The organism is Roseburia hominis A2-183 (genome assembly GCF_000225345.1).
Lineage (GTDB): Bacteria > Bacillota > Clostridia > Lachnospirales > Lachnospiraceae > Roseburia > Roseburia hominis.
Map to the genome: position 1 here is coordinate 1581234 of NC_015977.1, position 23411 is coordinate 1604644.

Annotated in this window: 23 protein-coding genes and 2 pseudogenes; 18 read left to right on the plus strand and 7 right to left on the minus strand. The window is 47.7% G+C overall.

The genetic code is table 11. The features are described 5' to 3' along the window. Positions 1-25 precede the first annotated feature (25 nt). Positions 26-1320 (minus strand): annotated as a pseudogene (locus RHOM_RS07035) (tyrosine-type recombinase/integrase). Between the two features lie 74 nt (positions 1321-1394). On the opposite strand from RHOM_RS07035, the gene RHOM_RS17785 reads away from it, so the two are divergent. From RHOM_RS17785 to RHOM_RS07060, 5 genes are all read left to right on the plus strand, one after another. Next, positions 1395-1781 carry a hypothetical protein gene (locus tag RHOM_RS17785; protein ID WP_172623727.1) on the plus strand — a complete coding sequence of 129 codons (387 nt, stop codon included), beginning with the start codon at positions 1395-1397 and terminating at the stop codon, positions 1779-1781. Beyond that, on the plus strand, positions 1745-2413 hold the full coding sequence (locus RHOM_RS07045) for a hypothetical protein (RefSeq protein ID WP_242823172.1): 669 nt from the start codon (positions 1745-1747) through the stop codon (positions 2411-2413). The genes RHOM_RS17785 and RHOM_RS07045 overlap by 37 nt, the downstream gene beginning before the upstream one ends. Positions 2414-2572: 159 nt before the next feature. Then, positions 2573-2950, plus strand: coding sequence for a GntR family transcriptional regulator (locus RHOM_RS07050; protein ID WP_014079596.1), 378 nt, complete (start codon positions 2573-2575; stop codon positions 2948-2950). Between the two features lies 1 nt (position 2951). After that, entirely contained in the window at positions 2952-3839 is an 888-nt protein-coding gene (locus RHOM_RS07055) for an ABC transporter ATP-binding protein (RefSeq protein WP_014079597.1), read from the plus strand. Continuing rightward, complete coding sequence (locus RHOM_RS07060) at positions 3817-4428, plus strand: ABC-2 transporter permease (RefSeq protein WP_014079598.1); 612 nt, start codon at positions 3817-3819, stop codon at positions 4426-4428. The genes RHOM_RS07055 and RHOM_RS07060 overlap by 23 nt, the downstream gene beginning before the upstream one ends. 129 nt (positions 4429-4557) lie before the next feature. Here the strand turns inward: RHOM_RS07060 and RHOM_RS07065 are convergent, their stop codons facing one another. After that, positions 4558-4773 (minus strand): TnpV protein, encoded by a 216-nt coding sequence (locus RHOM_RS07065; protein WP_081467966.1) that lies wholly within the window; start codon positions 4771-4773, stop codon positions 4558-4560. Between the two features lie 414 nt (positions 4774-5187). Further along, a pseudogene (locus RHOM_RS16915) lies at positions 5188-5382 on the minus strand (recombinase family protein); the annotation flags it as partial. A gap of 127 nt (positions 5383-5509) precedes the next feature. On the opposite strand from RHOM_RS16915, the gene RHOM_RS07070 reads away from it, so the two are divergent. From RHOM_RS07070 to RHOM_RS17645, 3 genes are all read left to right on the plus strand, one after another. After that, positions 5510-5815 carry a type II toxin-antitoxin system RelB/DinJ family antitoxin gene (locus RHOM_RS07070; protein ID WP_014079601.1) on the plus strand — a complete coding sequence of 102 codons (306 nt, stop codon included), beginning with the start codon at positions 5510-5512 and terminating at the stop codon, positions 5813-5815. Continuing rightward, positions 5812-6141, plus strand: coding sequence for a type II toxin-antitoxin system RelE/ParE family toxin (locus tag RHOM_RS07075; protein WP_014079602.1), 330 nt, complete (start codon positions 5812-5814; stop codon positions 6139-6141). Before RHOM_RS07070 ends, RHOM_RS07075 begins: the two co-directional genes overlap by 4 nt. Positions 6142-6274: 133 nt before the next feature. Further along, entirely contained in the window at positions 6275-6478 is a 204-nt protein-coding gene (locus tag RHOM_RS17645; RefSeq protein WP_044024639.1) for a hypothetical protein, read from the plus strand. On the opposite strand, the gene rpmB is transcribed toward RHOM_RS17645, so the two are convergent. Further along, positions 6449-6634 (minus strand): 50S ribosomal protein L28, encoded by a 186-nt coding sequence (rpmB, locus tag RHOM_RS16920; RefSeq protein WP_006856028.1) that lies wholly within the window; start codon positions 6632-6634, stop codon positions 6449-6451. The genes RHOM_RS17645 and rpmB overlap by 30 nt on opposite strands. 244 nt (positions 6635-6878) lie before the next feature. Here rpmB and RHOM_RS07085 point away from each other — a divergent pair, with 244 nt between their 5' ends. The 3 genes from RHOM_RS07085 (at position 6879) to recG (ending at position 11129) form a co-directional block, all read left to right on the plus strand. Continuing rightward, the gene (locus RHOM_RS07085; RefSeq protein WP_014079604.1) at positions 6879-7238 is read left to right on the plus strand and encodes an Asp23/Gls24 family envelope stress response protein; all 360 of its coding nucleotides are present in this window, start codon (positions 6879-6881) and stop codon (positions 7236-7238) included. A gap of 14 nt (positions 7239-7252) precedes the next feature. After that, complete coding sequence (locus RHOM_RS07090; protein ID WP_014079605.1) at positions 7253-8971, plus strand: DAK2 domain-containing protein; 1719 nt, start codon at positions 7253-7255, stop codon at positions 8969-8971. A 100-nt stretch (positions 8972-9071) separates the two neighbouring features. Then, entirely contained in the window at positions 9072-11129 is a 2058-nt protein-coding gene (gene recG / locus RHOM_RS07095) for an ATP-dependent DNA helicase RecG (RefSeq protein ID WP_014079606.1), read from the plus strand. 92 nt (positions 11130-11221) lie between these two features. Here recG and RHOM_RS07100 read toward each other — a convergent pair whose 3' ends face one another. Continuing rightward, positions 11222-11428: an alpha/beta-type small acid-soluble spore protein gene (locus RHOM_RS07100; protein ID WP_014079607.1), complete on the minus strand. Its 207-nt coding sequence runs from the start codon at positions 11426-11428 to the stop codon at positions 11222-11224. A gap of 335 nt (positions 11429-11763) precedes the next feature. Here RHOM_RS07100 and RHOM_RS07105 point away from each other — a divergent pair, with 335 nt between their 5' ends. The 3 genes from RHOM_RS07105 to RHOM_RS07115 all read left to right on the plus strand — a co-directional run bounded on the left by RHOM_RS07105 (position 11764) and on the right by RHOM_RS07115 (position 16538). Beyond that, on the plus strand, positions 11764-12480 hold the full coding sequence (locus RHOM_RS07105; RefSeq protein ID WP_044024908.1) for an ABC transporter ATP-binding protein: 717 nt from the start codon (positions 11764-11766) through the stop codon (positions 12478-12480). A 14-nt stretch (positions 12481-12494) separates the two neighbouring features. Further along, positions 12495-15296: an FtsX-like permease family protein gene (locus RHOM_RS07110; protein ID WP_014079610.1), complete on the plus strand. Its 2802-nt coding sequence runs from the start codon at positions 12495-12497 to the stop codon at positions 15294-15296. 105 nt (positions 15297-15401) lie between these two features. Further along, a complete protein-coding gene (locus tag RHOM_RS07115; protein ID WP_014079611.1) occupies positions 15402-16538 on the plus strand; it encodes a glycoside hydrolase family 88/105 protein in 1137 nt (378 codons plus the stop codon). 7 nt (positions 16539-16545) lie between these two features. Here the strand turns inward: RHOM_RS07115 and RHOM_RS07120 are convergent, their stop codons facing one another. Beyond that, a complete protein-coding gene (locus tag RHOM_RS07120; protein WP_014079612.1) occupies positions 16546-18378 on the minus strand; it encodes an Rqc2 family fibronectin-binding protein in 1833 nt (610 codons plus the stop codon). A 206-nt stretch (positions 18379-18584) separates the two neighbouring features. Here RHOM_RS07120 and pepF point away from each other — a divergent pair, with 206 nt between their 5' ends. After that, positions 18585-20381 carry an oligoendopeptidase F gene (pepF, locus tag RHOM_RS07125; RefSeq protein ID WP_014079613.1) on the plus strand — a complete coding sequence of 599 codons (1797 nt, stop codon included), beginning with the start codon at positions 18585-18587 and terminating at the stop codon, positions 20379-20381. A gap of 80 nt (positions 20382-20461) precedes the next feature. Beyond that, a complete protein-coding gene (locus RHOM_RS07130; protein WP_242823173.1) occupies positions 20462-20686 on the plus strand; it encodes a PTS sugar transporter in 225 nt (74 codons plus the stop codon). 29 nt (positions 20687-20715) lie between these two features. Here RHOM_RS07130 and RHOM_RS07135 read toward each other — a convergent pair whose 3' ends face one another. After that, positions 20716-21150 (minus strand): hypothetical protein, encoded by a 435-nt coding sequence (locus RHOM_RS07135; protein WP_014079615.1) that lies wholly within the window; start codon positions 21148-21150, stop codon positions 20716-20718. Positions 21151-21367: 217 nt separating this feature from the next. Between RHOM_RS07135 and RHOM_RS07140 the strand changes: the two genes are divergently transcribed. Both RHOM_RS07140 and nadC read left to right on the plus strand, forming a co-directional pair. Beyond that, positions 21368-22582, plus strand: coding sequence for an L-aspartate oxidase (locus RHOM_RS07140; RefSeq protein ID WP_014079616.1), 1215 nt, complete (start codon positions 21368-21370; stop codon positions 22580-22582). Continuing rightward, the gene (gene nadC / locus RHOM_RS07145; RefSeq protein WP_014079617.1) at positions 22551-23408 is read left to right on the plus strand and encodes a carboxylating nicotinate-nucleotide diphosphorylase; all 858 of its coding nucleotides are present in this window, start codon (positions 22551-22553) and stop codon (positions 23406-23408) included. The genes RHOM_RS07140 and nadC overlap by 32 nt, the downstream gene beginning before the upstream one ends. Positions 23409-23411 lie beyond the last annotated feature (3 nt).

Here is a 23411-nt window from a genome sequence, read left to right on the forward strand (position 1 = left end):
TATGAGCCGAAACAAGGGAAATTTTTTATGCTTCGCCCACAACCTTATCCAAGAGCCTTGCGGAAGTCCGCTTTGCTTCTCTGGTAGAGTGGGCATAAATGTTCATTGTGGTACTGACTCAGCGTGTCCGAGAAGTTCCTGCACATCTTTGGGTTTTGCACCGCCTGAAAGCAGATTGCTTGTGTAGGTATGGCGGAGTGTGTGGAAATGAAAGTCCTCCAATCCCTCGACCTCTGCCTTTGCCTTGCGGCAAATCTGACCGACTGCACTTGCAGAAACAAAAGCACCGTCCTCCTTTAAGCAGACAAAGGATAATTCCCTGTCATCTTCGGGCATTCCCTGCGTCCTTTGCAGACTGTAAACCTCGTAATAGGTGCGCCCCTTTTCTTTGACTGTCTTACAGTAGTTCAGATGATACAGTTCGCCATAGCGGAAACGGTTTTTATGCTGTTCCGTCTTTGCTTTCCGTAAGATGTCTGCCAATGTGTCGCAGAAATCAACGGTACGGACTTTACTGCGTTTTGTCGTGCCGACTTCGTGCTTATGCCTTGTGCCATTGTACCGCATACTGCGTCTTACAGTTAGATATTGCTCGTCAAGGTTGATGTCCTGCCAAGTCAGACCGCAGACTTCTCCGATACGCAAGCCTGCATAATAGGCTATCTGCACCGCAAGCAGCGCTGGGTGTTTCTTCCCAGTTAAGAAGTCCGCCAGCTTTTGGTATTCCCCATGTGTAATCGTAGGAATAACAGTTTCTTCCTCGCTGTCCGAGAAAATATCTGTTTCCTCTTTTTTGCCACGCAGTTTTACATACTGCATCGGGTTAAAGGTTATCAGCTTTTTGGGAAATACCGCAAAACGGAATGAGTCTTGCAGCATCGCCGAGAATTGCAGCATATAGCCTTTGCTCATAGGCTTTGAAGTTGTACCGTCTGGGTTTATCCCGCCGTAGCTCATAAGGTCGATAAACGCCTGTAAATGGTCGGCGGTCACGGTTTTCAGTTTTCGGCTGCCAATGGGATATTTCTTAATCTTTTTGACTGCCGTCGTGTACGCCATGACCGTACCGTTGCTGAGATTGCCGGGCTTTAATTCTTCCTCCACCCACATATCCAGCATTTCGCCTACCGTGATGTTTTCGGCTTTCCCGACAAACTTCTTTTCCTCATAGTCAGCGATTGCCTTTCTGAGCAGGGCTTCGGTTTCCGACTTGCTTTCTGTTCCTACAAACTCTTTCTGTACTTTTCTGCCGCTTTCATCTTCGATGTAAAAGCGAGCGTACCACTTTTTACCTTTTTTTCTTACAGAACCTTTTGCCATAGATAAAATTCCCCTTTCTATCCGTGGCAATCGGGACTGTGACATATGGTGTGCGTAAAATAATAGTGTCACTTATGCCGGTGAATGTCAATCGGCATTTTCACTTGTCAAAGTGCCACGGAATTTTTCTTTTTCAGCAATCCGTTCTTCGGCTGCTGTCACTACGGAAAGGCTGTACCGTCATTAAAAAGAGCGAGGTTTACGAAAGTCACCTCTTTACCGTGAAAGACGATAAATTCAAGAGCGAGCCTTTTCTTCGGGAGGTAAAAGCGATTTATACCGACCTTATCAATCGGCATATCTCTGATCTCGAACAACAGTTAAAGGTATTTGATAAGAACAGCGTTTATCTTCCTACCAAGAAAATCGGCATGAATAACCCCAAAGCCGCCGAGATTGAAGCGGACAATACCGCAAGACAGGAATGGAACAGGACAGCGGATATGGCGCAAAGATTTTAGAGGTCAAGCAGACCGAGATACACGAAAAAGCAAGCCAATCTATCAAGAGCAAAGGCTGGCTGCCTAATCTGTTCCGAGGGATTGTGGCAAAGGCAAAAGACTTTCTGCAAAACCTTATCCGTGAAAAGGATATGCTGCCCAAGCCTACGCTTGATATTGATATGGCAGAGTTTCGCCATATGCGGAATCTGATGATAAAGGCGCAGGACAAAGCGGCGGAAATCAAACACTTGCAGGACGAGGTACTGCCAAAGTTAAAATCACAGCTTGCCGAAGTAAAAGGAATATTCAAAGGCAAAGAGCGTAAAAGTCTTACCGAGCAGATAGAGCAGACCGAAAAGAAAATATCTGAGAAGCTGGAAAAACTGCCCTATGTTCTGAAGAAAGACGGTTATCCCGATGTACAGGCGTTTATGCGTATTTTCCGAGAAATGGAAAGTGTTGTAGAGCAATACAACCGTGATCTTGTCGAGTGGGAATACCAAAGCAGAAGAAAATCCGCAGCCGCCAACAAAGAACAGCGCAGACCGCCCGAAAAGCAGAGTGTACTCAAACATCTGCACGAGATACAATACAGGAGCGAAACAGACAAAAGCCACCGCAAAAAATCCTTTGACAGAGATAGCCAATAGGCATTGAAAAAACGCCGTTATGGTGTTACCCATAGCGGCGGCATACATAGCAATCTCATTTCTTCTCACAATTTTGTTTTATTGGGTTGACTAAAATTGTATAGATGATATAATGTACTTGCACATTAAGTACACTCGTGAAATAAAAGGCGGTGAGGTATGGAAATCATTATCAGTAATAATGCCAACAAGCCCATATATGAGCAAATCACATCACAGATTAAAGCCATGATAATGAGTGGCGAATTGAAAGCTGGTGACGCAATCCCCTCAATGCGAGCATTGGCAAAGTCAATTCAGGTAAGCGTCATTACTGTTCAGAAAGCCTATGAAGATTTGCAAAGGGACGGTTTCATAGAAACCACGGTTGGTAGAGGAAGTTTTGTATCTGCACAAAACAAAGAATTTTATCAAGAAGAACAGCAGCGTATAGCAGAAGAACATTTACAAATAGCTGCCGAAATCGGGAGAACAAACAATATTTCTCTTGAGAAATTGACAGAATTATTAACTTTATTTTATAAAACGGAGGAATAGCATGGAAAATATTTTAGAATTACAGCAGGTTTCCAAGACATTTTCAAAATCAAAATTTTCATTGGAAAATGTGTCCTTCAACTTGCCGTATGGGGCAATTATGGGGTTTGTTGGAGAAAATGGAGCAGGAAAAACAACGACGATTGGTTGCATATTAAATACAATAAAAAAGGACAGCGGAAAGATAAAACTGTTTGGACAGGAAATGTCAGACGCAGACACAGATATGCGTGAAAAAATAGGCGTTGTTTATGACGGAGATAATTTCCCGACTTATTGGACGGCTACACAATTAGCAAAAGTTATGGCAGGCTTTTATAAACAATGGGATAATATCTTATTTCTGAAGTATTTAGAAGAATATAAACTACCTGCAAATCAAAAAATCAAACAATATTCCAGAGGAATGACAATGAAATTAGCGATTGCGGTTGCTTTATCACACCATCCACAACTGCTTATTTTGGACGAAGCTACTGGCGGACTTGACCCTATTGTTCGTGATGAGATGTTAGATACGTTCCTTGATTTTGTACAGGAAGAAAACCATTCTATTTTACTTTCTTCTCATATTACAAGTGATTTAGAAAAAGTTGCAGATTATATTACATTTATTCATAACGGGAAAATGATTATGACCGTATCGAAAAATGATTTGGTTTACAATTATGCGGTTATGCGTTGTAAGGAAAATCAATTCCTTGCATTAGATCCAACAGATATTATTGCCTATCGAAAGCGTGATTTTCAAATTGATGTCCTAGTTTCTGATTGTAAAGCAATGCAGAGAAAATACAAAGATACGGTGATAGACCACATTTCAGTTGATGATATCTTTTTACTATTGGTACGAGGGGGGAACGTATATGAAAGGGCTTTTCAAAAATAATTTTCTTGCCGTATGGACAAATGCAAAAATATTTTTATTTTTTATGCTTGTAATGGGTATTGTCGTTATCATTATCCCAGACCAGACATGGCAAATGTATTTCATAATTATTGGAATTGTTGGATTGTCAGTAAATGCAGCTACTGCTATCGGAAATGAATTTTCCTCAAAATGGGGGAAATATAAGCTCACTTTGCCAGTAAAAAGGATTGATATTGTAAAAGGCTTATACATCAATCAGTTATTGTGGATTGTGATAGGGACACTTTTCGTTGGTAGTATAACAGCCTTATCCTATCTGTTACATGGAGTTCCTTTTAACCAGTTTGAAGGTATAGCAGGTGTACTTATATTAGGACTCAGCATAAGCCTTTCAATGGGGGCAATATTTATTCCTAGCATTTATTTAGCAGGGGAAGATAAACTGATAGTGTTTCTTATCATATCTTTGCTTTCCGCAGTTGGTATTGCTGCAATGCTTTTTAATATACCGTCATTTGGACAGTTTATTTTAATAAGTGGTTCTATATTGCTATTTATCCTATCTTTTCCTTTGACTGTCCGTATTTTCAAGAAAAAGGAATACTAAACGAGATAGCAAAGTCAGCCGAGCCAGTCAACGGCAAGTAAATGGGCTGCCCTCAACCGTTGACAGCCCCGACTGTCCTTACAATATGGTAATTAAGAGAGCGACAGCAAAAATGCTGTCGCCCTCTTTTTAGGTATAAATCAGTTCTTGATATACAATTTCTCTCGCCCTTGCTTGTATCTCATTCATTCTTCCAACCCATAACATCGGGCTTTCTACTTTTAGTTGTTCGGTCACGCCCTCTTTGTCAGCCATTTGCTCGACCAAGCGAAACATCATATCCGTTGCCTGTTCGTCAGAGGTTTGCAGGATCAGTTTAATAACAGTGATGCTTTTAACGGGTATTTGCGATCAGCAGGAACGAATACAGGTCACGGGGTCAACAAGGCATATATATTTACATCAAGTCGAGAAAGAGAAGTATTCAAAGGAGAAAATCATTAAAACTTATAAAGAGTTTATGGAAGAGATGTACATTGTCAATAAGAGAGTGTAAATATGAATACAGAAAGTGTGTAAGATAATTCATGAGGTTTGCCCCACAATCTGGGGCAAACCTCAACTTTTACTGAAATTCTATATAAAAGTGGAGTTCATGCATGAAAGAATAAACAATGAAGACTCCCTATCGCCGGAAATTATCCAGTGGTGAGGAGCCTTCGTGCGTCTATGAAGTTATGTGTCTGCATCAATGCTGACGCCGGATTTTAATTCAACTGTGATGCGGTCATCCCAGATCGTGATCTGCTTGATCCAGCATCGCACCAGTTCTTCCTGTCCCTGCAGGTAAATATCTTTCGGAATAATGGCTTCGTGGTCGTCTTCTACATAGTATTGTGGAACAAGACCGTTATTTTTAACTCTGGTCTTGTTTAGAAAGTCGGTGGTGTAGGTCTTTTGGAGCAGAGCATCACCGATGTATTTTTCGTTACGGAGAATTTTGTTGATGGTGCTTGTTCATAAATATTCCTTTCTTCTGCAAAGGGCGTATAAAATTCAAAGTTTCGTCATAAAATAATCTATGTAAATGCTTGCAATCGCAAGCAAATGCGAATATAGTAAAGAAAAAGGAGGCGATACTATGGCAAATACATCCGCTGTTTATGCAAGAATAGATACCAATCTCAAGGATAATGCTGAGAGCATTCTTTCTCAGCTTGGCATTTCTCCATCCAGTGCAATTCAGATGCTTTATAGCCAGATTGTACTGAAGAAGGGTATGCCATTTGAACTGAAACTTCCTTCTTCTAAGCCATTAGCTGTTGGTGCAATGACCAGAAAACAGCTTGATGCAGAACTCCAGAAGGGTGTTGATTCCATCAAAGCAGGAAAGGTATATTCTGCAGATGAAGTCGATGCGGCACTTGCAAAGGAGTTTGGCATATGACAGATAGCTATAAGGTCGGCTATTCTGTAGATGCACTTGACGACTTACGCGAGATCTATTCATACATTGCGAATGAACTCCTTGTTCCAGAGACTGCTTCTGCTCAGCTTGGCTGCATCCGAAAAGAGGTGCGCTCATTGGATTTCATGCCAGCTCGCTATGCGTTAGCTCATTGGGAACCTTGGCATTCGATGAAAATGCATCAGCTTCCGGTAGACAATTTTATTGTGTATTATCTGGTTGATGACGAAAAAAGGGCAGTTACAGTAGCTCGAATATTCTACGGTGGTCGTGATATTGAAGAAATCATAAATTCAAATAAATAAACAGTAATGGAGCTTTTGAGTAAAAAACAAGAGCTCCATTTTTATATGAATAAAATTCCTCGGGAGCATCCCAAAGTTTGTGTAAACCTCCAAACTGATGTAAGATAAAATTACTCAGTTTACACGCCAGAAAATGAGAGAATTTATTAATGAAGATAAAGATAAGTTTTTTCAATTGAAGGCGGAAGTGAAAGATCAAGATGGTTATACAGTTTCTAGTAGTCATGTTTTTTCGATTATGGAAAGGGAAGAGTACAAAAAAATAACATCTGAATCAGCAGGACTGAAACAGATGTTATTACTTTTCCTAAGCTCTTTCTACTTTGCCGGACTTTAAACAGGAAGCACATACATATAACTTCTTCGGTGTTCCGTTCACTTTACAGCTGACACGCTTGATGTTCGACTTCCACATTCTATTTGATCTTCTATGAGAATGGCTCACGTTGTTACCGAAATGAGCGCCCTTTCCACAAACTGCACATTTTGCCATGATTTTGCACCTCCTTGCATATTTTATCCTGGTGATGCAGGACTTGCCCGCACATTCTACAGGTAAAACCTGTATAGCATACAGGCTCACAACATGATTATTCTATCAGAAGAAAGTACATATTGCAAGCAAAATTTAAAAAAAAATATAAAATTCAAAAAACAGGGCTATGAATTTGTGCAAAAAGCGGTTATAATAGCAATAAACTAGCGTTAATATGGCTTTGAAAGGAGCATCGTATTATATGAATGGACATATGGAGACCCAGTTGGGCAAGGTTACAATAGATCCGGAAGTGATCGCAACGTATGCAGGATCGGTTGCAGTGGAATGTTTTGGAATTGTCGGTATGGCTGCAGTCAACATGAAGGACGGTCTGGTGAAGCTTTTAAAGAAGGATTATCTCACGCACGGCATCAATGTCGTCATTGATGAGGAGAACAAGATCACGATCGATTTTCATGTGATCGTATCTTACGGCGTCAGCATCATCACGGTATCCGATAATCTGATCGAGACGGTAAAATATAAGGTCGAGGCGTTTACCGGAATGGAAATTAAGAAAATGAACATCTACGTCGAAGGCGTACGAGTGATTGATTAAGGAGGATTTTTGAGGTGGAGATCACTACGATAAATGCCGAGGCTCTCGCAAAAGCGTTTCTGGCCGGAGCGAAAAACTTGGAAGCAAAGAAAGAGTGGATCAACGAACTGAATGTATTCCCGGTTCCAGATGGAGATACCGGTACCAACATGTCGATGACGATCATGTCTGCCGCGAAGGAAGTGGCGGCGATGGCAGAGCCGGACATGAAGTCGCTTGCAAAGGCAATTTCCTCCGGTTCCCTCCGCGGAGCGAGAGGTAATTCCGGCGTCATTCTTTCCCAGCTGTTTCGCGGGTTTACCAAGGTTATTGCAGAGTATGATGAGATTGACGTGCAGGTATTGTCCGATGCGTTTGAGAAGGCAGTAGAGACCGCATACAAGGCGGTTATGAAGCCGAAGGAAGGTACGATTCTTACGGTTGCCAAAGGGATGGCGGTACGTGCGGTAGAGCTGAGCGAGGAGGAGACGACCGATCTGCTTGCGTTCTGCGAGGAAGTCATCAAAGAGGGCGATCATGTCCTTAGCATGACGCCGGATATGCTTCCGGTATTAAAACAGGCGGGAGTTGTGGATTCCGGCGGACAGGGTCTGATGCAGGTGATGAAGGGTGCGCTTGACTCCCTGCAGGGCAAGGAGATCGATTACTCGATTGAGACACCGGAGAAGCAGCCGGCGGCCGAGACGGGAAGCGCCTCCTACAACATTGAGGCACAGGCAGCGCAGGAGATCAAGTTTGCGTACTGTACCCAGTTTTTGATTATGTTGGAGAAGCCGATTTCCACAAGACAGGAGACGGAATTCAAAGAGTACTTAGAGAGCATCGGTGATTCGATCGTTGTTGTCGCTGATGACGAGATTGTAAAGGTGCATGTGCACACGAATGATCCGGGACTTGCGATGCAGCGCGGTCTGACTTACGGAAGCCTTACGACGATCATCATTGAGAATATGAAGTTAGAGCGTGACGAGAAGATCTCTGCACTCAAGGAAAAAGAGATGCAGTCGGAGACCATCGAGGACGTGGAGAAGCAGCTGAAGGACGAGGAAGCTCCAAAAGAGCAGGAACCGCCGAAGGAGATGGGCTTTATCTCTGTCAGCATCGGCGACGGTATCAATGAGATCTTTCAGGGACTTGGTGTGGACTACATTATTGAGGGCGGACAGACGATGAACCCGAGCACCGAGGATATGTTAAACGCTATCGAAAAAGTGAACGCGAAGAATATCTTTATTCTTCCAAATAACAAGAATATTATTCTCGCAGCCAATCAGGCAGCCTCTCTTGTGGAGGACAAAAAGATCATCGTGATCCCGACCAAGACGATCCCGCAGGGAATCACGGCGCTCATCAACTATATTCCGGACAGCACACCGGAGGAGAATGCAGAGCGCATGAGCGAGGAACTGGGGACGGTAAAGACCGGTCAGGTGACCTATGCGGTGCGCGATACCGTGATCGATGACAAGGAGATCAAGCAGGATGATTTTATGGGCATCGGCGATCAGGGAATCCTTGCCGTTGGGAAGGAGCTTGAGGCTACGGTGTTGGATATGATCGAACAGCTCATCGATGAGGATTCGGCGATTGTCAGCATCTACTACGGGGAGGATGCCAGGGAAGATGCAGCGAATGCGATCGGTGAAAAGATCACAGAGGCGCATCCGGATGTCGAGGTGGAAGTCCACTATGGCGGACAGCCGATCTATTATTACGTGATCTCCGTCGAGTAAGACGAAAAGTGTAAATAACATAAGCACAGGCAGGGCTGCTGCACGGACATCGCTTGAGGCGGTTGACGGTGCGGCAGCCTTTTTCTAAGGGAAACAGAGTATGAATCAGAGTACATCCATAATAGAGATCAAGGGAATCGGGGAAAAGACAGCCGCCCTGTTCCAGAAATTAAATATCGAAACGGTGGGGGATCTGCTGCTTCATTATCCGAGGACGTATGTGCAGTTCCCGGTAGCAAAAGAGGTGGCGGAGGTCACGGACGGCGAGACGGCGGCGGTACTCGGCAGGGTGAGAAAGACGCCCGTTGTGAGACGCACGAGAAGCATGCCGGTCACGGTGACGACCATCGGCACGGATGAGGCGGAACTTGAACTGGTGTGGTTTCGGATGCCATACATCAAAAGCCAGCTTGCACCGGGCAATACCTATGTATTTTACGGGAAGGTGGCGCGCAAAGGCAGCCGTCTTGTGATGGAGCAGGCAGCCATCTATTCCGGGGAAGCGTACGCCGCCATGGAGCAGGCATTTTTGCCGGTGTATGGTCTGACTGGAGGAATCTCGAACAATCTGGTCACAAAGACCGTGCGCTCGGTGCTCGGCAGAGAAGAACTGTTTAAGGAATATCTGCCCCGGGAGATCCGCAGCCGCTACAAAATCTGCGAGTACAATTATGCGATCAAAGAGATTCATTTTCCGGAAAATATGGACACGCTGATCGCGGCGCGCAACCGTCTCGTGTTCGATGAGTTTTTCCTCTTTATTTTAAATATGCAGTACCACAAGGAGAAGCGGATCAAGGAAGCCAACGAATTTGAATTCCGGGAGGATTCCTTTACTGATGAGCTGATTGCCAGGCTGCCGTATGAGCTGACCGGCGCGCAGAAGCGGGCGCTCTCGGAAGTGAAGCGCGATATGCGAAGCCCTTATGTCATGCAGCGGCTGATTCAGGGAGATGTCGGTTCCGGAAAGACGATCATAGCGTTTTTGGCGATGGCAGATGCCGCGCACAATGATTACCAGTCGGCGATCATGGCGCCGACGGAAGTGCTTGCCAGACAGCACTATGAGACGTTTCAGAAGTTGTGCGAAGAGTTTGGATTAAAGATTCCGGTGGTGCTTCTCACCGGCTCCATGACGGCGCGTCAGAAGCGCATGGCATACGAGGCGCTGCAGCTTTATCCCAATGCGATGGTGGTCGGAACACACGCGTTGATTCAGGAGCGCGCCATCTACGATAACCTGGCGCTCGTCATCACGGATGAGCAGCACCGCTTCGGCGTCCGCCAGCGGGAAATATTTGCGGAAAAGGGCAGACATCCGCATATTCTGGTGATGAGCGCCACGCCGATCCCCAGAACGCTCGCCATTATCCTGTATGGGGATCTGGACATCTCGGTGGTGGACGAGGTGCCTGCAAAGCGTCTTCCGGTCAAAAACTGCGTGGTCAATACGGGCTATCGGAACAAGGCGTATGCATTTATCGAAAATGAGGTCAAAAACGGGCATCAGGCATACGTGATCTGTCCTCTGGTGGAGGAAGTCGAGGGCATGGAGACGGAGAATGCCACGGACTACGTCAAGAAACTCCGGCAGATTTTTCCGGAGGAGATTCAGCTCGGACTGCTGCACGGGCAAATGAAACCGGCGCAGAAGAACAAAGTCATGGAGGCATTTATGAAAAATGAGGTGCAGGTGCTGGTGGCGACCACGGTCGTGGAAGTCGGCGTCAATGTGCCGAATGCCACGGTCATGATGATCGAAAATGCGGAGCGGTTCGGCCTGGCGCAGCTTCACCAGCTCCGCGGCCGTGTGGGAAGAGGCGATGCACAGTCCTACTGTATTATGGTGAACTGCTCGAGCGCAAAGACGGCGGAGCGCAGACTTAAGATCTTAAATGATTCCAATGACGGATTTCGGATTGCAAGCGAGGACTTAAAACTGCGGGGGCCGGGGGATTTCTTCGGGATCCGTCAGTCCGGCGAACTGCAGTTTGCACTTGGCGACATCTATCAGGATGCTGCCGTGCTGCGGGATGCATCGGAGGCGGTCGGCGAACTGCTTGCAGAAGATCCGGATCTTATGTCCGGTGAGCATGAGAACCTGCGGCATTATCTCGAAGCTTTCCTTATGCGGGAACAGAATCAGATGAGCTTATAATTTCACACATAAAACGGGACCGGTGCAAGCGCCGGTCCCGTCTTTTTCTTTGGTATTTTTTTCTCTTTCTCGGAATGTCTGCGACGGGCGGGTTACTTGCCTGCCATCTGCTTTTCCTGTGCCTCAATCATTTTCTTGACCATATAACCGCCGACAGAACCATTCTGTCTGGAGGTAAGATCTCCGTTGTAGCCGTCCTTTAACGGCACGCCGATCTCGCTCGCCACTTCGTACTTGAAGCGGTCCAGTGCACTTTTTGCCTCAGGGATTGCTGCTCTGTTAGATGAACGATTTGCCATGATTGTTTCCTCCTTTGGTGTGTTAATGATCCTTTGTTATCATTGTTATGATCACTTTGTCTGTCTTAGACTTTTTGGTCACAGACTTCGTCTGAACTTGCGCCATCTGCGTTTGTTCAGGAATAGTATGTGAGAATTTAAGAGAGATAAACATGCAGTTTTTGTCAAAAAAACAGGAAAAAGCTTCCATTTTTTGTACAGGCTTCCCTGCGGTTTGGTTCTTGCAATCTTGCGGGACTATGATATAATGTGAAAAAGTTAGTTAAAGCTAACGGCTGTCTGCAAAAAGGAAACAGGAATATTCCTGCATGGGGATGTTCCGGAAAGAGGAGATTATGTCGGAGGAAGAAAAGAAATTTCTGGAAATTGTTGATCTGAAAAAGGGATTTGGAAGCGGCGAGACACGGCAGGAGGTACTGCGCGGGATGAACTTTTCCGTGGCGAAGGGAGAGTTCTGCGTGCTGCTCGGACCGTCCGGCTCCGGAAAATCGACGCTGCTCAATATTATCGGAGGCATTGACAGCGCGGATTCCGGTTATATCTCGATCGGCGGTGATAAGCTGGAGGAGATGAGTGAGAAGAAACTAACGCAATACCGGCGCAAGCATCTTGGTTATGTCTTTCAGATGTATAACCTGATCGGGAATCTGAACGTAAAGGAAAATATCGAGGTCGGCGCGTATCTGTCCGATCATGCGCTGGATATTGATGAACTGTTACATACGCTGGGACTTTATGAGCACAGATACAAGCTCCCGAATCAGCTCTCCGGCGGTCAGCAGCAGAGAGTATCCATCGGAAGGGCGATCGTCAAGAACCCGGATATTCTGCTCTGTGATGAGCCGACGGGCGCACTCGATTATCATACGTCCAAAGAGATCTTAAAGCTGATCGAGGATGTGAATATAAAATACGGCAATACGGTTATTATGGTTACGCACAACGAGGCGATCCGGCATATGGCAGATCATGTGATCAAGCTGCGCGACGGGGAAGTACGTCACAATGAGATCAACACGGATAAAGTTTCAGCGGCAGATCTGGAATGGTAAGGAGTGTGACCGGCATGAAGAAGAAAAAGACAAGAAATCCGCTGATCAGACGCATACCGAGGGAACTGGCGGGAGACTGGAGAAAATATCTGCTCGTGAGCCTGTTCCTCATTTTGACAATCGGCTTTGTATCGGGAATGTACGTTGCCAACGAGAGCATGATGAAGGCTGCAGATGAGGGAGTCACGAAATATAAGCTGGAGGACGGACATTTTGAACTGAATGAGGAGGCGGATCAGACACTGCTCGCCGCGATTGCCACGGGAGAGAAAGCGGATGTAAAGCAGTATTACACGGACAAGGCAAGGCGTGAGCTGGATGAGAAGTTTGACGATGAATTTGAGGACAAGTTCAAGGACGAATTCGACAGCCAGTTCAAGGAGGAATTTGACCGGAAATTCAATGCGGAATTTCAGACACAGTTCGACCAGACATTTGCGGCGCAGGTAAAACAGACACTGCTGGCACAGGGGATGGATGAGACCATGGCTGCAGCGATGCTAGATACGGCGGTGGCGCAGGCAAAGCAGGCGGGAAGTTATCAGCAGGCCTACGATGCCGCTTACGAGAGCGCGTATCAGAAAGCCTACGATACCGCCTATGACGAGGCGTATGGGAAGGCACATGACGAGGCGTACGAGAAGGCTTACGACGAAGCCTGGGACAAGATTCTGGATGAAATTGATGAAAAATATCAAAAGGCGGAAGACAAATACGAATTGAACTATCCTGATTTTGCGGCGGTTCCGGTGAACATATCCGAGAATTTCTACCGCAATGAGGAGGAGGATCACGACGGCGACGGCGTCTCGGACGGAACCGTCCGCGTCTATCAGAAGACAGATGACATCAATCTGGCATGCCTGATGGAGGGAAGCTTCCCGGCATCTTCTGATGAGATTGCGGTGGACCGCATGCATGCGGACAATGTCGGCATTGCGGTGGGAGATACCATAACGGTTGGAGGAGAGGCGTATCGTGTCGTCGGACTGATTGCCTATGTCAACTATGCCACACTGCATGAAAAAAGTACGGATCTGATGTTCGATGCGCTGAAATTCAATGTGGCGATGGTGACGGAAGACGGGTTTGCGCGCCTGCACGAGAAGGTGCACTATGATTATGCATGGAACTATGTGACAGAGCCGGCGGATGAGGCAGCAGAAAAAAATCTGTCGGATGATTTTATGAAAGCCCTGCTGACGCAGGTGGTTGTCGCGGATGCGGAGATTGAGGATTATGTTCCGGAATATGCGAACCCTGCCATTCATTTTGCAACGGATGACATGGGCTCTGATGAGGCGATGGGCGGTGTGCTGCTCGATATTCTGATTGTGATTATCGCTTTTATTTTTGCCATTACAATCAGCAACACGATTGCCAGGGAGTCGTCCACGATCGGAACACTTCGCGCTTCGGGTTACACGCGCGGGGAACTGGTGGCGCATTATCTGTCGATGCCGGTCATTGTGACGCTCGTCGCGGCGCTGATCGGAAACATTCTCGGATATACGGTGTTCAAAAATGTTGTGGTTTCGATGTACTATAACAGCTACAGTCTTCCGACCTACGAGACGATATGGAATCCGGATGCGTTTATAAAGACGACGCTGATTCCGCTGATTCTGATGTTTGTTGTGAACCTTGTGGTGATTGCGCGGATGATGCGCCATATGCCGTTACAGTTTTTGCGGCATGATTTAAAGAAGACAAAGCGTAAAAAGGCGATGCTCCTGCCGCGGTTTCAGTTTTTGAGCCGTTTCCGTCTGCGCGTCATGTTTCAGAATATGGCAAATTATGCGGTCCTTTTTGTCGGGATATTTTTCTGCATGGTCATGCTGGCGATGGCGGTCGGCATGCCGGATACGCTCAGCTACTATAAGGAGAACGCCAAGGATCTGATGTTCGCAAAGTATCAGTATGTGCTTGCGTCCTGGGAGGATGAGGACGGCGACATCATCACAACAAAGGAGCCGGGTGCGGAAAAATTCAGCATGACATCTCTTTTACGGAAGAGTGATACGCTCGACGAGGAGGTATCGGTCTACGGCATCTCCGATGAAAGTCAGTATGTGAAGATCGACGATCTTAATTATTTAAAAGAGAACGAGGCATATATTTCCGCCTCCTATGCAGACAAATACGATGTCTCTGTGGGCGACGATGTCACACTGGATGAAAAGTACGAGAATCAGCAGTATACCTTCCGGGTGGCGGGCATTTTTGACAAGTCCCAGAGCATTGCCGTATTTCTGCCGATTGAAAATTACCGGGAGGTATTTGAACAGGATGCGGATGCGTTTGGCGGTTATTTCTCGGACACGGAGATTACGGACATTGCGGAGGAAAATATCGCGACGGTAATTACGGAGCAGGACATCACGAAAATGTGCGATCAGCTGGACCACTCGATGGGATCGTATATGAGTTATTTCCAGATCTTATGCATCCTGCTGTCTGCGGTGTTAATCTATCTTCTCACAAAGATCATTATTGAGAAGAATGAGACGGCAATTTCCATGACAAAGATCCTGGGCTATGAGAACCGGGAGATTGCTAGCATTTATCTGCTGTCGACCACGATTGTTGTGATCGTGGCGGATGCAATCTGCGTGGTGCTTGGCGCGCTCGTGATGAATGCCGCATGGAAAGTGATCATGTACAGTTACAGCGGATGGTTTTCCTTTGTCATTCTTCCGGCGGGCTATGTGAAAATGTTCGCGTTTGTTCTGATCGGTTATCTGATCGTGATGATGTTTGACTTTATGCGGATCAGAAAAATTCCGATGGATCAGGCATTAAAAAATGCCGAGTGAGATGCACCACTGGAAAAGAGAGGGATATCTATTGCATAGTTTCCGAAATTCTTCTATAATCAAGGGGATGTTTTTTGAAAAATCCCCGAGATAAAGGAGCAGAACATGGACAAAATAGAAACCTATATTGACGAATTGCTGGAGAAGAGTACTCCGGACCGCCCGATCTGGAATATTGAGAAGATTCTGCAGGGCTTAAAGTCCACCTGGAATTACATAGACGGATGCATGATCAAGGCGATTCTTGAGATGTATGCGATCACAAAAGACGAGAAATATTTTCGCTTTGCCGACAATTTTATCGACTGCAAGGTCAGAGAGGACGGCTCGATTGAAGGCTATTCGGTAGAAGAGTTAAATATCGACAATGTCAATGCGGGGAAAACCCTGTTTGAACTCTACGATCTGACCGGAAAAGAAAAATACCGCAAAGCGATTGATCTTGTATACAGCCAGATTGAGCAGATGCCGCGCACGGCAGAGGGAAATTTCTGGCACAAGAATATTTACCCGAATCAGGTCTGGCTGGACGGACTGTATATGTGTCAGCCGTTTTATATGGAGTATGAGACGAGATTTCATGAGAAGAAGAACTACGACGATATTTTCCGCCAGTTTTTCAATGTGGTGGAACATATGCGTGATCCGAAGACCGGACTGTACTATCATGCCTACGATTCTTCCAGAGAGATGTTCTGGTGTGACAAGGTGACGGGATTAAGCCAGAATTTCTGGCTGAGAGCGCTCGGATGGTATTCCATGGCGCTTCTTGATACGTTGGACAAGGCGGACGCGTCGGTTGGCGAGCCGTATGAGCGCTTAAAGGGCGTGTTTGTGGATCTGATGGATGCCATGTTAAAGTATCAGGACGCCAGCGGCATGTGGTATCAGGTTGTGAATTTTGGAGGCATGGAAAAGAATTATCTGGAGACCAGCGGAAGCTCGATCATGGCATACGCGCTGCTTAAGGGCGTGCGCCTGGGCTTTCTGCCGGAGAACTATCAGACATACGGTGCAAAGGCATTCCACGGCATCTGTGAGAAATATCTCTCTGAGGATGCGGACGGAAGCCTGCACTTGGACGGCATCTGCTTAGTTGCCGGACTTGGCGGAAAACAGATGCGCTCCGGCACCTACGATTATTATATGTCGGAGCCGGTGGTAAAAGATGATGCAAAGGGCGTCGGCCCGTTCCTGCTCGCATACACAGAGATGCGCAGAGCAGGACTGATCGAAGCCTAGGGCGCTTTTACTCGATCAGGGTCAGCCCGGAGATGTCCGGGTGAATGGTCAGAGAATAATTGGTATAGTATACAACAAAGCCGGGCGCGCTGCCGTTCGGCTTTTTTACGTTCTTTTTCTGGAGATAGTCAATCTCAATCTTGTCGTTGTCCCTGCCTTTGGAATAATAACCGGCGAGTCTTCCGGCTTCCTCAAAGACGCGGTCCGGCAGTTCGTCGTTGCCGGATTTTACGATGACGTGGGAGCCGGGCATTCCTTTGGCGTGAAACCACCAGTCGTTGCCGGTGGCAAATTTAAACGTCAGTTCCTCGTTCTGGTAATTGTTCTTCCCGACATAGATGTCATACCCGTCGGAGGAGCGGTAGTGGAACGGCTTGCTCTTACTCTTGGCCTTCTTGTCGGTGCGCTTCCTGCGGATATAGCCGTATTCGATCAGCTCTTCCTTGATCTGCACGAGATCGTCTTCCGTGAGTGCAATATCGAGCGAGGTTGCGATGCTCTCCAGGTGTTCGATCTCGGCGCGCGTCTCCGCGGTCAGATCCGTGAGGGCTTCATACGTGCGCTTTAACTTATTGTATTTGTCGAAATATTTCTGGGCATTCGCCTTGGCATCAAGCATCGGGTCGAGCGGAATTTTGATCATCTCGTTGGTGTAGTAATTGAGCGCCTCCAGTTCCTTTGCGCCCTCCGCAAGTCCATAGCCGTAAGTGTGGATCAGTTCGCCGTAGACTTTGTACCTGTCGCGCTTTTCCGTGTCCTTTAACTGCTTTTCCTGCAGCTGGTATTTCTTGCGGTTGCGGTCTAGGGCGGTGGCAACAATCCGGCGCAGATCGACGGACTTCTGCCGGATGCGCGTGTAGACGTTGCGTGAGGCGTAATACTGTTCCAGAACCGCTGAGATCGAAGAAAAGTGCTGCATCGTGTATTCGCTTTCGTTTGCGTCTGCACCGGCAAAACCTGCGTTGCCGGCGGAATCCGTGGCAACAGTAGAATTTGTGGCTTCCACGGCATCATCGCTGCCGACATATTCGGTCAGACGGAAGCAGGAAAATTCGACCGGCTCCCTGCCGCGGGTGATGATGTTCGGCTCATAGCGGTGCTCTTTTACATCCTCCATCAGCCAGGCAAAGTTGTGATAGAGATGCTTTTTGGCATCCGGGGTAAGCGAATCCACGGACATGTCGCCGTCGATGGAAGCGCGGTGGCAGATCTCGTTGGCGACGACGGGGCTGACGCCGGTAAAAGAGGTGTAGAGCGCCTTCGCGATCGGAAGCGGCTTTGTCATGGCGCTGTCCCAAAACGTCTCCTCCGTGACCTCCAACGGATTCAGACGGTCGTCCTGCGTCGCGGGAATGCAGTAGGTGCGTCCCGGCAGGACCTCGCGCAGCGAACTCATCGCCGCCGATACGTGCTTGATGCTGTCGATGATTCTGCCATTTGCATCGCAGAAAATGATATTGCTCCGCTTGCCCATCAGCTCCACAATTAAGGTTTTCTGACACAGATCGCCCATCTCGTCTAAGTGTTCGATCTTAAAGTTGATGATGCGCTCCATGTGCGGCTGGCTGATCTCCACGATCCGCCCGTTTGCGATATGCTTGCGCAGAAGCATGCAGAAATTCGGCGCGGTGAGCGGACTCGGTTTGTTGGCGTCGGTCAGATATAAAAACGGCAGGGAAGCGCTCGCCGACATGGCAAGGCGGTACTGGCCGTTTGATCCTTTTAAGGTGAAGAGCAGCTCGTCGGTTTCCGGCTGCGCGATTTTGCTGATTTTGGCATTCAGAATCGTGTTGTTTAATTCGTATACTAAATTGGATATGACAAATCCGTCAAAAGCCATGATGTTTGTACTCCTTCATAAATAATGTGAATCCATTATAGTAGAAAACGCCGCAAAATACAAATGGAAAGAGGAGGCGGGGAGTTAGAAAAAACAAACTTGGTCTTTACAATTCGGCTTAGGGAAGGTAAATTAAGAGAGGGATTTTATAACCCTTATTTTATGCGGTGCGACCGAAAACGGGGACACCGGACAGGAGGTTATCTATGGCAAAAGAATTACCAAAAAGAAGTGAGGTAAAAGAGGAATATACATGGGATGTAAGTGCGATGTATGCTTCTAAAACAGCATGGGAGGCAGATCTTAAGGAAGTGGATGCGATCGTTTCTGATCTCGCAAAGTTAGAGGGCAGTGTTATGGCTTCCGCAGAGAAGCTTCTTGCGGCGCTGGAGCTTGGCGCGCGCGCAGAGCAGAAGATCGATCTGGCGTTTAATTATGCGGAGCGCCTGTTTGACCAGGATCAGAAGAACACCGAGCATCAGGCAATGTCGCAGAAAATGTACGGTGTTGTGACGGATTATCAGAGCCGCACGGCATTTGTTGTGCCGGAGATTCTGGCAGCCGACAAAGCGACGCTTGCACAGTATTTTGCTGAAAAAAAGGAACTGGAACTCTACCGCGGACTGGTAGATGAGATCCTGCGCACCAAAGAGCATGTCCTCTCGGCGGAGATGGAAAAACTGGTGGCGATGACCGGAGAGATGGCACAGACGCCGGAGCAGGTATATTCCATCATCAACAATGCGGATCTGATCTACCCGGAGATCGAGGATGAAAACGGGGAGAAGGTGCGCCTTTCCCACGGCAATTTTGTGCCGTTCGAGGAATCGGGCGACCGCCGCGTCAGAAAAGATGCGTTTGAAGCTTTTTACAGCATCTACAAACAGTTTGCCGGAACGATTGCCGGACTTTACAACGGACAGGTAAAGCAGCAGATTTTCTATGCGAAGGCGAGAAATTATGCGTCTACGCTGGAAGCGGCAGTCGATGCGAACAATGTGCCGGTGAAGGTTTACCGCAATCTGGTGGAGACCGTAAATGCCAACATGGACAAGATGCACCGCTATGTAAAGCTGCGCAAGAAGTGCCTCGGGGTGGACGAACTTCACATGTATGACGTCTACACGCCGATGATCGCGGATGCAGCCAAAAAGGTTTCCTATGATGAGGCGAAGGAGACGGTGCTTAAGGCGCTCGCACCTCTTGGTGAGGACTACGTTGCAACGGTAAAGGAAGGCTTTGAGAACCGCTGGATCGATGTCTATGAGAACGAGGGGAAGCGGAGCGGTGCATACTCGGCAGGCGCGTTCGGCACGCACCCGTATGTCCTGTTGAATTATAACGATACGTTAGACAACATGTTTACGCTCGCACACGAGATGGGACATGCCATGCATTCCTGGTACTCGAATGCAAATCAGCCTTATATTTACTCCCAGTACAAGATTTTCGTGGCGGAGGTTGCCTCTACCTGCAACGAGATCCTTCTGATGGAGTATCTGCTCGCGAACACGACGGACAAAAAAGAGCGTGCCTACCTGTTAAATCATTATCTCGACAGCTTTAAGGGAACAGTGTACCGCCAGACCATGTTCGCGGAGTTCGAGATGAAAAGCAACCAGATGGCGGAAGAGGGCGAAAGCTTAAATGCTGAGAATCTCTGCAAACTCTATTACGAACTGAACCAGAAGTATTTTGGCGAGGATATGGTCTCCGATCCGCAGATCGCTTATGAGTGGGCAAGAATCCCGCATTTTTACTATAATTTCTATGTATACCAGTATGCGACCAGCTTTTCTGCAGCGGTGGCGATCGCGCACGGCATTCTCGAGGAGGGCGCACCGGCAGTGGAGCGCTACAAGAAGTTCCTCTCCGGCGGATGCTCCATGTCTCCGGTAGATCTGTTAAAACAGGTCGGCATCAATATGGAGGAGCCGAAGCCGATTCAGGATGCACTCGATGTATTCGGAAAAGTGCTCGACGAGATCGAGACACTGATCTAGCAAAAAGATGTAAATGATTGATTACGGCAGCGGAAAGTCTGGAATACTATACCATAAAAGAAACAGGAGGTATGGTATTCGTGAAACAGGTAGAAGTGCTGCTGAATGCGCCGGAGCGCGCACTAAGATTCTGCAATATCCTAAGTGCCTGCGAGGGACCGTTTGATCTTGGGCGGGGCAGTTACACGGTGGACGGCAAGTCCATTCTGGGAATCTGCACAATGGATCTTACTGTGCCGCTCACACTTTCCATCTATGATGAGACGGAAAATGTGCTGGAAAAAATCCGGGAGTTTCTGGTGTAAATTCCGGATGCGGCGCAGGGTTTTTCTGTCTATAAAAACGGTTTCAGTTCGCATGCGAGCAGTTCTTCCATGCGGATGAGTTCTTCTGCCTTGCCTCTGGCCTCGCGGTCAGCGGCAAGGTACTGGTTGATGTGCCGCTGCATTGTCTTGGTGCCCATGTGGCAGCCGTCCGTAATCAGATCTGCACAGACCCGGTCACTGTCGTCGATGGCAAGTTTTGCGTTCGTTTTGATCCAGGACATGCCCTTGGCGATGACGCCCGGGTCTTTTGTCGTATCGCCGTATTTCTGCAGCAGAATATGCAGTTCGTTGCCAAGCTGTTCGTGATGGTTTTTGGATGAGATCAGAATCTCACGCAGCTTCTGATCTTTGACATTTTCCAGAATCTCGCCGATGGAATAGACTGCCATCTGCGTTCCGGCGTTGCACTCGCGCAGCAGATAAATGGTATCTTCGTTAATCATAGTTGTCTCCTTTTGGGAACCTGGTCTGAAGCGACGGCATCCCTTTTCGATAATATGTCTTTTTTATTTTGGAATTATACATGACAAATTGTCTGACAAATTGTCTTGACAATTTGTCATAACAACTGTCTTGTCATCTGTAAAGATATGTGCTATACTCGGATGAAATGTGACCGGCGTATCAGATGCCGGGATACGAAAAGAGGGAATAAATAAGATGAGAGATATGTACTATGACGTAGTGATTGCAGGCTGCGGAGTGGCAGGGCTGTATACGGCGCTGCGTCTTGGAAGAGACAAGAAGATTCTGATGCTGTCCAAAGAAGATCTGGAGAGCTGTGATTCCATGCTGGCACAGGGAGGCATCTGTGTGCTGCATGATGAGAACGATTATGATTCCTATTTTGAGGATACCATGCGGGCGGGACATTATGAGAACCGGAAGGAGAGCGTGGATCTCATGATCCGCGGAAGCCGGGCGATCATCGATGATCTGCTTTCCCTCGGGGTCCGTTTTGCGAAGAATCCGGACGGCACGCTTGCCTACACGAGAGAGGGAGCACATTCCAGACCGAGAATCTGTTTCCATGAGGATATCACCGGCAAGGAGATCACCACGACGCTGCTTTCGCATGTGAAAAAATTGACGAATGTGACCATCATGGAATATACTGTAATGACAGATATTCTCGTCGTGAATGATCACTGCTGCGGCATGATCGCGAAGACAAGGGACGGCGAGACGCTGCACATCCATGCGCAGGATACGGTCATGGCGACAGGCGGCATCGGCGGTCTGTATGAGCACTCCACGAATTTCCCGATTCTGACGGGCGATGCCTGCCGGATTGCGGAGCAGCACGGAGTAGAATTGGAGCACATGGATTATGTGCAGATCCATCCGACCTGTCTCTACAGCAAAAAGCCGGGCAGAAGCTTTCTGATCTCAGAGTCCGCCAGAGGCGAGGGCGCGATTCTCTTGAATCACAAGGGAGAGCGGTTCGTCAACGAACTGCTTCCGCGCGATGTCGTGACGAAAGCGATCCGCGAGGAGATGGAAAAAGAGGGTGTCGACCATGAATTCATCTCCTTTGAGAACGTACCGGAGGAGATCATCAAGGGACATTTCCCACATATTTATGAGAAATGTCTGGAAGAGGGCTATGACATCTTAAAGGAGCCGGCACCGATCGTTCCGGCACAGCACTATTTTATGGGCGGCGTCCATGTGGATCGCGATTCAGAAACGACTATGCCGCATCTGTATGCGGTCGGGGAGACAAGCTGCAACGGGGTTCACGGGAAGAACCGGCTTGCCAGCAACAGTCTCCTGGAGAGCCTTGTTTTTGCAAAGCGCGCCGCACAAAAGATCGAACTTACACAGAAAGGAAAAGAAGAACATGAATCCAATTACCATGCAGCTTGTTGCTGACAAATATATCAAGATGGCGTTAGAGGAGGACATCAACAGTGAGGATGTCTCCACCAACGCCGTGATGCCGGAGTACAAAAAGGGCGACGTACAGTTGATCTGCAAGGAGGACGGAATCATTGCGGGTTTACAGATTTTCGAGCGTGTGTTCACACTGCTGGATGAAAAGACGCAGGTGGAGTTCTTCGTGAAGGATGGCGAGAAAGTGAAAAAGGGACAGACCCTTGCGGTTGTGACCGGCGATATCCGGGTACTGCTGTCGGGAGAGCGCACGGCACTCAACTATCTGCAGCGCTTAAGCGGCATTGCAACCTACACGCACAGCGTGGCGAAGCTTCTGGAGGGATCGAAGACGAAGCTTTTAGATACCCGCAAAACAACGCCGGGCATGCGTATTTTTGAAAAATATGCGGTGCGCATCGGCGGCGGATGCAATCACAGATATAATCTGTCGGACGGCGTGCTCTTAAAGGACAATCACATCGATGCGGCAGGCGGCGTGAAGGAAGCCGTGGCGGCAGCAAAGGCATATGCACCGTTTGTGCGCAAGATCGAGGTGGAGACAGAGAACCTTGATATGGTAAAAGAAGCCGTGGAAGCAGGCGCGGATATTATCATGCTCGACAATATGACACCGGAGCAGATGGCGGAAGCGATCCGCGTGATCGACGGACGTGCCGAGACCGAGTGTTCCGGCAATATCACAAAGGAAAATATTAAGACCATTACATCTCTTGGTGTGGATTACGTGTCCAGCGGCGCGCTGACACATTCTGCGCCGATCCTGGATATCAGTCTGAAACATTTGCGTGTGCTGGAAGGGTGAGAA

Excerpts from the sequence above, each read along its gene's own strand:
- RHOM_RS07075 (WP_014079602.1), top strand. The coding sequence starts at position 5,812 with ATGACAGATAGCTATAAGGTCGGCTATTCTGTAGATGCACTTGACGAC.
- RHOM_RS07085 (WP_014079604.1), top strand. The coding sequence starts at position 6,879 with ATGAATGGACATATGGAGACCCAGTTGGGCAAGGTTACAATAGATCCG.
- RHOM_RS07060 (WP_014079598.1), top strand. The coding sequence starts at position 3,817 with ATGAAAGGGCTTTTCAAAAATAATTTTCTTGCCGTATGGACAAATGCA.
- RHOM_RS07045 (WP_242823172.1), top strand. The coding sequence starts at position 1,745 with ATGGAACAGGACAGCGGATATGGCGCAAAGATTTTAGAGGTCAAGCAG.
- RHOM_RS07120 (WP_014079612.1), bottom strand. The coding sequence starts at position 18,378 with ATGGCTTTTGACGGATTTGTCATATCCAATTTAGTATACGAATTAAAC.
- RHOM_RS07055 (WP_014079597.1), top strand. The coding sequence starts at position 2,952 with ATGGAAAATATTTTAGAATTACAGCAGGTTTCCAAGACATTTTCAAAA.
- nadC (WP_014079617.1), top strand. The coding sequence starts at position 22,551 with ATGAATCCAATTACCATGCAGCTTGTTGCTGACAAATATATCAAGATG.
- RHOM_RS07115 (WP_014079611.1), top strand. The coding sequence starts at position 15,402 with ATGGACAAAATAGAAACCTATATTGACGAATTGCTGGAGAAGAGTACT.
- RHOM_RS07140 (WP_014079616.1), top strand. The coding sequence starts at position 21,368 with ATGAGAGATATGTACTATGACGTAGTGATTGCAGGCTGCGGAGTGGCA.
- RHOM_RS07050 (WP_014079596.1), top strand. The coding sequence starts at position 2,573 with ATGGAAATCATTATCAGTAATAATGCCAACAAGCCCATATATGAGCAA.
- RHOM_RS17785 (WP_172623727.1), top strand. The coding sequence starts at position 1,395 with ATGCCGGTGAATGTCAATCGGCATTTTCACTTGTCAAAGTGCCACGGA.
- recG (WP_014079606.1), top strand. The coding sequence starts at position 9,072 with ATGAATCAGAGTACATCCATAATAGAGATCAAGGGAATCGGGGAAAAG.
- rpmB (WP_006856028.1), bottom strand. The coding sequence starts at position 6,634 with ATGGCAAAATGTGCAGTTTGTGGAAAGGGCGCTCATTTCGGTAACAAC.
- RHOM_RS07135 (WP_014079615.1), bottom strand. The coding sequence starts at position 21,150 with ATGATTAACGAAGATACCATTTATCTGCTGCGCGAGTGCAACGCCGGA.
- RHOM_RS07070 (WP_014079601.1), top strand. The coding sequence starts at position 5,510 with ATGGCAAATACATCCGCTGTTTATGCAAGAATAGATACCAATCTCAAG.
- RHOM_RS07100 (WP_014079607.1), bottom strand. The coding sequence starts at position 11,428 with ATGGCAAATCGTTCATCTAACAGAGCAGCAATCCCTGAGGCAAAAAGT.
- pepF (WP_014079613.1), top strand. The coding sequence starts at position 18,585 with ATGGCAAAAGAATTACCAAAAAGAAGTGAGGTAAAAGAGGAATATACA.
- RHOM_RS17645 (WP_044024639.1), top strand. The coding sequence starts at position 6,275 with ATGAGAGAATTTATTAATGAAGATAAAGATAAGTTTTTTCAATTGAAG.
- RHOM_RS07105 (WP_044024908.1), top strand. The coding sequence starts at position 11,764 with ATGTCGGAGGAAGAAAAGAAATTTCTGGAAATTGTTGATCTGAAAAAG.
- RHOM_RS07110 (WP_014079610.1), top strand. The coding sequence starts at position 12,495 with ATGAAGAAGAAAAAGACAAGAAATCCGCTGATCAGACGCATACCGAGG.